Genomic DNA, 10,577 nt, shown 5'->3' with positions numbered 1-10,577 from the left:
CCCGACCTCACGCCCGCATCCGAGACACGCCCCGCATCGGTTCGCCGCCCGGGGCGATGGCGGCTGAGAGCCACCGACGCGGGCACCGCCCTGCCCTCCGAACCCGCCGGTCAGCCACCGAACGGACCCCCGAAGAGTGCCATGGAGTCACCCCCACTGCACCGAAGGACAGGTGGCGGCTAATGAGCACAAAATAGGAACATTGTCAAGACGACATCGGTGATCAGCCTGCGTCGTCGCGAGCGGAGCGACGGAGTGGATGAGATCTGCCGCTTGGTGCCGTCTGCAATGGGTGGATTTCGTTGAAAAACTCCGGACCGGGTCGAGGCGGCACCGCGAACCGATGCAGATGTAGAAATTCCTGCTATCGAGCCGCCTAGAACTTGCTGAAATAGTAGATCTAGATCGCCTATTAGAGACGAATATTCTCCGGAACGCCGCCTTGGATGACGCTTAATGTGCTGCCTCCGAGTTTTTCAACACAATCGGTGGGAAGGGGAAGTTGGCCTTGATGCCCGGACGCGGACCTTCGGCTTTGCGCCCATCGCGGTCGTTCGAGAAGCCTTCGTCCATTCCCACGACGTGGTGCCGCTCCTCCCCGGCGACGCGGTGTCTTGGACCGGCCGGTGACGCGGTTGGTGGCCGCGCCAGGTCCGGTAAAGCGTCCGCCCTCAGGTGTTCGAGGCTCTGAGATCGCGCGGCGCGGTTCCGAAGCGCCGACGGAAGGCGGTGCTGAAGCCCGATGCGTTGGTGAAGCCGCACCGGAGCATGATGGTCGCGATGCTGTCGCTGGCCTGTGCAGGCGCCGACAACTGGCGATGCGCCCGGTCGAGGCGCGCGTCGCGGATCGCCGCCGCCACGCCCTCGCCCTCGGCGAAGGCGGCGTAGAGACGGCTGCGGGAGACGCACAACGCCCGGTACAGGGCGTCGGGACCGAACCCCGGATCGTGGAGGCTGCGTTCGATGTGCACCGCGGCCAGTGACCGCAATGCGTCGGCTGTGACGTCGCCCGTGGGAGCGCCCACCAAACCCCGGAACAGGTGGAGGATGCCCTCGACCGCGATGCCGGCCTCGGCCTCCGTCATGCCCGGCACCAAGGCCGCGTAGGACCGCAGGTAAGTCGTGAACAGCGCATTGAGGGGGCCGTGGCCGATCAGGCGCCCGGCGTAGGCTTCCGGCTCGCCGACATGGGCCCTGAAGGCCGCGCGCGTCGCGCTAAGCCGGATCTCCTCGTAATCCTCGTAAGCCCCGATCAGGAACGGGCGTCCGGAGTCGGTGATGCTGATGTCGCCGGGAGCCATCCGCCCGCCGCGGGTCCCTTGTTCGAAGTACTCGGTACCGCGGAGGACCAGGGCGATTGTGATGGTGTCGCGCCCGTCTTGGCGGACATGGCGCGCCGAGCGCTCGACATCGACCCGCGGGCCCTCGGTGTGCAGCAAGGTGCTGTGGGTCGTGACGGCGACGAGGCGACTGGCTGCGAACGACCGCCGTTCATCGGCCCCGGCGCTGGAGACGCCGGACATGGCTAGCGCCGTGTCGCGCCAGAACTCGAACGCTCGCTTCGACTCGACCTCGGCCGTGCTCTGCCTCAGCGTTTTGACGCGGGGGCGCTCGGTCAATCTATACTCCCTGGTTCAAACGCTTGGAGATCGAGACTCGCTCTGCCTGCAAGGTATGTCTGTTTGTAAATTAGCAAGACTTCGAATTTAGTATTTTTCGTATACGTATGCACCGCGTGCTGGGTCAGGGCTGGAAGCTAAAGCAGGTCAACGGTTGAATAAGCACCTGTAAATGAAGGTGTCAGAGGCAGGGCCAGCTTTGGTGGATCGACTGTTTCAAAGAAGGCGCACTCCTTTCGGCCAGGAAAAATCACCAAGCTGGGTCAGGTTGCCCGCAAGCGGACCTTCTGAACTTCAGAGAAGGGTCGACTGCAGACGCCACCAAGCGTCGGATTTCGTCCCCTGGATCGCTTCGCGGCACGCGCACGGACGGGGCGTCCCCCCACGCAGCCCCTCAATGAAAATCCCGACTCGGATACATCCGCCGGTCCGGGGGCGCGCCGAAATCCGTGGTCTCGGGCGGCAGCCGCATCCCGGCGGCGCGCAGGTCGCGTAAAGACTCGGTGAGGTCGCGAAACCCCTCGGCGACCAGATGGACCACGCCGCTCGCCCGCTGCACCCGGCCGCGCACGGCGAGGAAGCGGGCCTGCATGGCGGCCCGGCGGTTGGCCTCGAACACCGTTTTCCAGATGATCACGTTGGCGATGCCGGTCTCGTCCTCCAAGGTCAGGAACACCACGCCCTTGGCGGTGCCCGGCCGCTGGCGGATCAGCACCAGGCCCGCCACCGTGACCCGGGCGCCCTGGGGCAGGGCCGGGTCGCAATGGGCCCGAGCCGGGATCGCGCCGATCCGGGCGAGCCGGCCGCGGAAGAACGCGACCGGGTGCCCCTGGAGCGACAGGCCGGTGGCGGCGTAATCCTCGGCCACCGCCTCGGACAGGGGCAGGGCCGGTAGATCCACCTGCGGCTCGTGGCGGAACAGGCCGTCATCGGCGTGCCAGGCGAAGAGCGGCAGCGGCGCGTCGAGGAGATGGCCGCGGCGCTCGGTCCCGTCCGCCTTGGCCGCCTTGCGGGAGGAGGTGCCCTCCAGCGTCCGCACCATCCACAGGGCGGCGCGCCGGTCGAGGCCCAGCGACCGGAAGGCGTCGGCCTCGGCCAGGCGCTCCAGGGCGTTGCGCGGCAAAGCGAGGGCCGCCTGCAGGCCCTCGATGCTGGCATAGCCGTTGGCGCGCAACCGGACGAGCCGGTGCATCGCCGCCTCGGGCAGGCCGCTCACCTGCCGCAGGCCGAGACGCACCGCGTGCCGTTTCGGATCCCCGGCCGGCTCCAGGGTGCAGTCCCAGGCGCTGGCATTGACGCAGACGCCCCGCACCTCGACCCCGTGGGCGCGGGCGTCGCGCACCAGCTGGGCCGGCTGATAAAAACCCATCGGCTGGGCATTGAGGATCGCGGCCAGGAACACGTCCGGGTGCCGGCACTTCATCCAGGCCGAGGCGTAGACCAGGAGCGCGAAGCTCGCCGCGTGGCTCTCCGGGAAGCCGTAGGTGGAAAACCCCTTGATCTGCGCGAAGCAGCGCTGGGCGAAATCCGCCGGGTAGCCGCGGCCGGTCATGCCGCCCACGAACTTTTGCTCGAAGCCGCCGATCGAGCCGACATGCCGGAACGTCGCCATCGCCCGGCGCAACCCGTCGGCCTCGGCCGGGGTGAAGCCCGCCGCCGTGATGGCGATCTGCATCGCGTGCTCTTGGAACAGCGGCACGCCGTAGGTCTTGTGCAGCACCGCGTGCAACTCGTCCGCCGGCCCGTGGTCCGGATGCGGAGCCGGATAGACCACCGGCTCGTCCCCCGACCGCCGCCGCAGGTAGGGATGGACCATGTCGCCCTGGATCGGGCCGGGGCGCACGATCGCCACCTGCACGACGAGGTCGTAAAACTCCTTGGGTTTGAGGCGCGGGAGCATCGACATCTGCGCCCGGCTCTCGACCTGGAACACGCCGACGGAATCGGCCTTCGCCAGCATCGCGTAGGTCGCGGCATCGTCCTGCGGCAGCTCGGCCAGGGTCTCGTAGAATTCGCCGTGGTCCCGTTCCAAAAACTCGAGGCCGCGCTTGAGGCAGGTCAGCATGCCGAGCGCCAGCACGTCGACCTTCATCAGGCCGATCGCGTCGATATCGTCCTTGTCCCACTCGATGAAGGTGCGGTCCGCCATGGCGCCGTTGCCCACCGGCACGGTCTCGTCGAGGCGCCCGCGGGTCAGGATGAAGCCGCCGACATGCTGCGACAGGTGGCGGGGAAACCCGATCAGCTGGTGGGCGAGATCGAGCGCCTGCCGGAGCATCGGGTTGTCGGGGTCGAGGCCGGCCTCGCGCACGTGCTTGTCCGGCACGTCCTTGCCCCAGGAGCCCCAGACCGTGTCGGCGATCGCCGCGGTCACGTCCTCGGTGAGGCCCAAGACCTTGCCGACCTCGCGGATCGCCATGCGCGGGCGGTAATGGATCACCGTGGCGCAGAGGGCCGCGCGCTCTCGCCCGTAGCGGTCGTAGAGGTGCTGGATCACCTCCTCGCGACGCGCGTGCTCGAAATCGACGTCGATGTCCGGGGGCTCGCCCCGGTTCTCGGAGATGAACCGGGCAAACAGCAGCCGGTGCTTGGACGGGTCCACGGCGGTGATGCCGAGGCAGAAGCACACGGCGGAATTGGCCGCCGAGCCGCGGCCCTGGCACAGGATGCCCTTGCTCCGGGCGAACTCGACCACGTCGAACAGGGTCAGGAAGTAGCGGGCGTATTCCATCTGCGCGATGAGCCGCAGCTCCTCGCGCAAAGTCGCCTCGACCGCGGCCGGGATGTCGCCGGCATAGCGCCAGCGCGCCCGCTCCCAGGTCTTCTCCTCCAGGTATTCCTGAGGCGTGCGCCCCGGCGGCACCGGCTCGTCGGGGTACTCGTAGTGCAGCTGCCCAAGGGAGAAGCTGCAGCTTTGCGCGATCTCGATGGTGCGGGCGAGCGCCTCCGGATGGTCGGCGAACAGCCGGGCCATCTCGGCGGGGGGCTTCAGGTGGCGCTCGGCATTGGCCTCCAGGCGATAGCCGGCCTCCCCGATCCGGCAGCCCTCGCGGATGCAGGCCACCACGTCCTGGAGCGGGCGCCGTTCGGGATGGTGGTAGAGCGCGTCCGAGACCGCGACCATGGGCGCCCCGTGGCGTTCGCCCAGCTCGACGAGGAGGCCGAGGCGGCGGCGCTCGTCGCCGCGCCGCGCGTGGCTCGCCCCGAGCCAGGTCCGGCCCGGGGCGGCCGCGGCCAGGGCTTCGAGCCGACCCAAAAAACCGTCCGGGGGGCGCAGGCGCCGGCCCGGCGGCATCGCGATGAACATCTGCCCCTCGGCGGCCTCCAGCATCTCGGCGAAGGTGAAGCGGCATTCCCCCTTGCGGCTGCGCCGGTTGCCCCGGGTGAGCAGCCGGCACAGGCGGCCCCAGGCCTGCCGGTCCGCCGGATAGGTCACGGCCTCGAACCCGTCCTCGGTGACGAGGCGCACCCCCGGCAGGATGCGGATCTTCAAACCCTCCGCCTCCAGGGCCCGCGCCGCCGCATGCGCCCGCACCACCCCGGCCACGGTGTTGCGGTCGGCGATCCCGAGGGCCGCGAGCCGGTAGGCTGCGCCTTGCACGACGTATTCCTGCGGATGCGAGGCGCCGCGCAGAAACGAAAAGTTCGTGGTGAGGGCGAGCTCGGCGTAGGCGGGGCCGCTCACGCGAACACCCCGTGGACGAACCATGCGGCCGGACGGCCAGGGGCGTGCGGTCCGTCGCGGTAGAGCCAGAGCCTTCGGCCGGCCTCGCACTCGACCCGGTAATAATCCCGGGCCTCGGCGGGCGCATGCCACCACTCGGCGGCGATCCGCTCCGGCCCCTCGGCATGGACGATCGCGTGGATCCGGGCGCGCCAGCGGAAGCGCCGGGGCGGCCCCTCGGGCACGGTGGAGAGCACGTCGAGGGCGGCCTCGCCCCGGGGGAACAGCACCAGGGGCCGGGGCGGCAGGTGGTCCGGCCAGGAGGTGGGCGCGCTGGTCCAGGGGTTGTCGGACGCACACGAAGCCGGTCGAGGCGCGAGTGCGGGCGAGGTCTGCTCTCGCAAAGAGCCGGGTGAGGGATGCGACCTCTCCGGAGAGACCTGATCCCTCACCCCAACCCGCTCCTGCACGGGAGAGGGAGCCCGTCGCGACTTGCGCGAGGCGCTGTCTGAACCGTGTAGCGTCCACGGGAGGGTGTGGGCGGCCCGCTCGGGGATGTGGCTCGCCCGCGCCCCGAGGCGCAGGAGCGGCCGACCGAGGCGCTGGGTCAGGGCATCCGCGAGGGCGTCGATGCCGTCGCCCTGAGGCGCCGCGCCGAGCTCCGTCTGGCGGACCGACAGGGTGCCGGTCACCGTCACGGTGAGCGCCACGGTCTCGAAGCCGAAGCCGGCATCGAGACCGGCGCCCAGGCGGTCGAGGCGCAGGGACACCAGGGCGGCGACGCGCTCGGGGCAGCGCTCGGGCCGGGACAGGCCGAGATCGAGCACGCGCATCACCCCGTCGACCCGGTGCAGCACGAGGCGCAGGGCGCAGGCGCCGACCCCGTCCCGCTCCAGCCGGGGGGCGATCTCCGCCATCAGCAGCCGGGCGGTGACGACGATGTCCGACTGCCGGCCGATCGGGTCGAGGAAGCCGCGGGCGGCCCGGTAGGCGGCCTCCTCGGTGAGCGGCGCCAGGGGCTCGGGCCGGCGGCCCATCGCCTGGTCGAGGCGCAGCAGCAGGGCCTCACCGAAGCGACGGGCGAGGGGGCCTCGGGACAGGGCATCGACTTCGCCGACCCGGCGCAGGCCGAGCCGCTGCAGGCCCGAGACCGTGCCGGGATCGAGGCGCAGCGCCGCCACGGGCAGCCCCCGCAGGGGCTCCGCGGCCCCGCCGGGGGGCACGACGACCCGGTCGGAGGCCCCGTAGCAGGCCAGCGCGAAGGCGCCGCCGGGGGTGTCGGCGAGCGCGATCCGGGCGGGAATGTTTGACCGCGCCAGGCGCCCGGCCAGGTCGTCCACGAGCTTCGCCTCGCCGCCGCGCAGGTGGCTCGCCCCGGCGACATCGATGTAGAAGCCGTCCGCCGCCTCGGCGGCCCCGAACGGCGCCACACCGGGGGCGTAGCCCTCCGCCCAGCGGCAGAGCCGCAGCAGCGCCGCCCGATCGGAGTCGGGATCGGCGGGATGGACCTGGAGCGGCACGCCGATCCGCGCCCGGACCCGGCCGAGGGGTTCGCCGGGCCGCAGACCCAGGGCCCGGGCCTCCGGGTCGAGGGCGAGGAGCCGCAGGCCACCGGGCCCCTCGGCCGCCACCGCGAGCGGGCCCCGGTCAGGCGCGAGACCGGCCCGCCGCAGCCGCGTCACGGGCCAGTGGCTCAGGCAGACGCAGACGATGCGCGGCATGGTCCCACTCCAGAAGCCAGTCGCCGCCCCGGCCGTTGCGGCAGCGTTCGAGCCGCGCCCGCCAGCGCGGGTTGTCCAGGGTGCCGAACCGGTCCCGGGTGGCCGGGGCCGAGGCGATCCGCCAGCGGGTGGCGGCGCCGTTGGGCAGCCCGGCCTCGGCGGGGCGCAGGATCAGCAGGAGCGGCGGCGCGTCGCCGTCCGCCCCCCCTTCCGCGGCGAGTTGCAGGCGCCGGCCCGGCTTCAGCGGCAGGCCGTCCGCGAGGAGGCCGACGAGCACCGGCAGGGCGCGGGCGTGGAGCGCGGCCTCGAGCGCACGAAACACCTCCGCGTCGCCCCCGGCCTCCAGCAGCAGCAGCCGGGCCGGATCGAGGCCGAGGCCGGCCAGGCCGTGCCCATGGGGCAGGGGCTGGTTCGGCGCGGCGGCGATCAGCGCCGCGCCTTGCGTGCCGGCGAGCCGGGCGGCGCAGAGCGCCAGGGCGAAGCCCAGGGCGGCGACTGCGTCCGCGGGCTCCATCGGGGCGATCTCGTGCGGCGGCCCGAGGGCCAGGCCGCCGCCGGGCAGATGCGCGTCGATCGCCTCCAGGCCCAGGGACAGGACCGGGCGCGGTGCCGCTTGGCCGCCGGGACCCGCCAGGCGCGCCCGCAGGGCCGCCAGCCGCTCCCGGGGGCTTCCCAAAGCGGGATCCCGCCCGGTCTGGTTCGCAGGGTCCGGCCCCATCTCCGCGTGCTCCGATCATGCCGGACGATAGGAACATAACAGGAACATGTTCAAACTGTTTCCGCACGACGCCTGAATCGGACGCTGGGCCAGCGGCTTGGCCTGTGGATGGATGTGGACGCGTGTGGAATCAGCCCGGCCGCCCGCGACCAAAGCCACGGTTGACCGCATCCGTGAGCCGAGACCACAAGTCGTGTGCCGCGCCAGACGTGGCCGACATGGTCCGAGCATGCGCCCAGCCCTCGCCTTGACGATCCTGCTCGCCCTCTCCGGAGCGGCCTCAGCCCAGCAGCCTTCGGATCCCGGGCCCACCGCCCCGAATGCGTCCGAAGGCCGCCCGCGCCCGGTCAAGCCGCGGCCCCGGCAGGCCCCGGTCCCGAGCCAGCCGATCATGATCTACGACGCCCGGATCGAGGCGGGCGACCTGCGGATCTCGGGCTCGGTGCGCAAGCCCGGGACGATCGTCGTCCTGGACGACGACATCTCGATCCAGGCCGACCGGCGCGGGCGCTTCACTTTCCGGGTCCCCTACCGGCCGCCGACCTGCGTGGCGACCCTCAAGGCCGAGCCGGACGAACGCGAGGCCGTGATCGCGAACTGCGCCGCCGAAGGCCCCCCGGGGCCGCCCGGCCCGCAGGGCGCCGCGGGGCCGCCCGGGGAGGCGGGGCCGAAGGGTGATGCGGGTCCGAAGGGCGACCAGGGGCTCAACGGTGAGCCTGGCGCTCCGGGACTCCCGGGGGCCAAGGGGGATCAGGGCGCCAAGGGCGAAGCCGGTATCAAGGGCGAGCCGGGGGCCAAGGGCGAGCCCGGCCCGGTCGGCGGGGCAGGGGCCAGGGGCGAGGCCGGCGCCTCAGCCCTCCGGGCCGTGCGCAAATCCGACTGCGCGGGCGGCTGCACCATCACATGCCCGTCGGAAGAAACGCTGGTCACCGCCCACTGCCTCAAGGCCGGCACCCCGGTCTATGACGGGGAGGGCGCCACCTGCCCGGCAGAGGCCTCGGGGATCGTCGGGTTCTGCACCCGGCCGTGAGGGCTGCGGGTGTCACACATCTCTGTGAAGAACGCTGGGCTCGCTCTCTACCGCACAGGCTTGATGTTCACACATCGACTTGTACAGGCCACGACGCGCCCCCTCTCCCGTGCGGGAGAGGGTTGGGGTGAGGGACCAGGGTCTTCCGGAGAGGTCGCATCCCTCACCCTGTCCCTCTCCCGCACGGGAGAGGGACCCGCGCCTTGAGCGGAGACGTGTGAGTCCGCTCTGTCCCCGCCGGGCGAGGGAATCCCCTCTCAAGGCAGCGCCCTCGTAGAAAAGATCAGGACCCCGCCGCGCAGATCCGAGCCCCAGGCGGCGCGATCGCCCCGATCACCCGCCGGTCTCGCGCAGCCAGCCCAGCATCCCGGCGGCGGCGGCCCGGCCGCCCGCGAAGGCGCCCTGGAGCAGGTAGCCGCCGGTCGGGGCTTCCCAGTCGAGCATCTCGCCGGCCAGGAACAGGCCCGGGTGGGCGCGCAGCATGGCGCGGGTGTCGAGGGCGTCGAGGCGGACTCCGCCCGCCGTCGAGATCGCCCGCTCGATCGGGGCCGAGCCGGTGAGGGCGAGGGGGGCGGCCTTGATCAGCCCGGCCAGCGCCTCGGGCTCGGCCGGGAGGTTTTGGCCGACCGCCTCGCGCAGCAGGCCCGCCGCCACCGGCGAAAGGCCCGCGGCCTTGCGCAGCCGGGTCGCCGCCGAATCCCCAGGCCGGGCGCCGGAGAGTCGGCGGGCCAGAACCTCCAGGGTCAGGTCCGGGCGCAGGTCGACGCGGAGGCGGGCGCTTCCACGCGCGGCGATCGCCGCGCGCAAATGGCGCGACAGGGCGTAGACCGCCCCGCCCTCGATCCCGGCCTCGGTGATCACCGCCTCGCCGCGCACGTGTGTGCCGTCGCAGGCGAGCGCCACCCGCTTGAGCGGTGCCCCGGCGAAACGCTCCCGGAACAGGTCGGACCACGCCACGGTAAAACCGGCATTGGCCGGCTCCAGGGGCGCGACCTCCACCCCAAGCCCTTCGAGGAGCGGCACCCAGCGCCCGTCCGAGCCGAGCCGCGGCCAGCTCGCTCCTCCCAGCGCCAGCAGGGTTGCCCGGGGCCGGATCTCGACCGCGCCATCCGGCGTCTCGAAATGAAAAACACCCTCGGCGATCGCCGTGAGCCGGTGGCGGGTGCGGATCCGGACCCCGAGGCGGTCGAGCCGCACCAGCCAGGCCCGCAGCAGCGGCGACGCCTTGAAGCTCGTCGGAAACACCCGCCCGCTCGACCCCACGAAGGTCGGCTCGCCGAGATCCGCGCACCAGTCCCGCAGCGCCTCCGGGGGGAAGGCCGCGATGGCGGCGTCCAGGTGGCCGACGGGATGGTAGCGCGCCAGAAAGTCCGCGCGCGGCTCGCTGTGGGTGAGGTTGAGGCCGCCGCGCCCGGCGATCAACAGCTTGCGGCCCACCGACGGCATCCGGTCGTAGACCGTGACCGCCCGGCCGGCCTGCGCCAGCACCTCGGCCGCGGCCAGCCCGGCCGGGCCGCCGCCCACGATAGCGATGTCGTTCATGTCGTCCGGCATCGGCCTGGAGAGCGGCAGGCCACCCGTGCCTGTCAAGATGTGTCCGATGTCGGTCGCGTCTCAGGGGCCGAACCGCCTTACCCGGCACCGTTCTGCGACCATGCGGCTCCCTGAGAGCCTGTTTGTCCGCCCGGTTCCCGTCGCGTGACGGTTCCGGTTGACGGAGATCCCACTCTCCCCCTCATCCTGAGGTGCGGCGAAGCCGCCTCGAAGGAGCCCTCCAGGGATCGCGCGGCTGGCTGGAGGGCTCCTTCGAGGCCTCCGCTTCGCT

General features: G+C 72.0%; 6 protein-coding genes. 1 reads left to right on the top strand and 5 read right to left on the bottom strand.

All coding sequences use genetic code 11. From position 1 onward, the window contains the following. Positions 1–671: 671 nt before the first annotated feature. From MKK67_RS08170 to MKK67_RS08155, 4 genes are all read right to left on the bottom strand, one after another. On the bottom strand, positions 672–1,619 hold the full coding sequence (locus MKK67_RS08170; protein WP_243963327.1) for a helix-turn-helix domain-containing protein: 948 nt from the start codon (positions 1,617–1,619) through the stop codon (positions 672–674). Between the two features lie 394 nt (positions 1,620–2,013). Next, on the bottom strand, positions 2,014–5,328 hold the full coding sequence (locus tag MKK67_RS08165; RefSeq protein WP_243963326.1) for an error-prone DNA polymerase: 3,315 nt from the start codon (positions 5,326–5,328) through the stop codon (positions 2,014–2,016). Continuing rightward, positions 5,301–7,004 (bottom strand): DNA polymerase Y family protein, encoded by a 1,704-nt coding sequence (locus MKK67_RS08160; protein ID WP_243963324.1) that lies wholly within the window; start codon positions 7,002–7,004, stop codon positions 5,301–5,303. The genes MKK67_RS08165 and MKK67_RS08160 overlap by 28 nt, the downstream gene beginning before the upstream one ends. Then, the gene (locus MKK67_RS08155) at positions 6,931–7,722 is read right to left on the bottom strand and encodes an ImuA family protein (protein WP_243963322.1); all 792 of its coding nucleotides are present in this window, start codon (positions 7,720–7,722) and stop codon (positions 6,931–6,933) included. Before MKK67_RS08155 ends, MKK67_RS08160 begins: the two co-directional genes overlap by 74 nt. A gap of 229 nt (positions 7,723–7,951) precedes the next feature. Here MKK67_RS08155 and MKK67_RS08150 point away from each other — a divergent pair, with 229 nt between their 5' ends. Beyond that, positions 7,952–8,752 (top strand): collagen-like protein, encoded by an 801-nt coding sequence (locus tag MKK67_RS08150; RefSeq protein ID WP_243963320.1) that lies wholly within the window; start codon positions 7,952–7,954, stop codon positions 8,750–8,752. Positions 8,753–9,085: 333 nt separating this feature from the next. On the opposite strand, the gene MKK67_RS08145 is transcribed toward MKK67_RS08150, so the two are convergent. Next, positions 9,086–10,306, bottom strand: coding sequence for a TIGR03862 family flavoprotein (locus MKK67_RS08145; protein WP_243963336.1), 1,221 nt, complete (start codon positions 10,304–10,306; stop codon positions 9,086–9,088). Positions 10,307–10,577: the final 271 nt, after the last annotated feature.

Origin of the sequence: Methylobacterium sp. J-072, assembly GCF_022829425.1 — a bacterium.
GTDB lineage: Bacteria > Pseudomonadota > Alphaproteobacteria > Rhizobiales > Beijerinckiaceae > Methylobacterium.
This window is presented reverse-complemented; position numbering and strand designations above follow the sequence as displayed.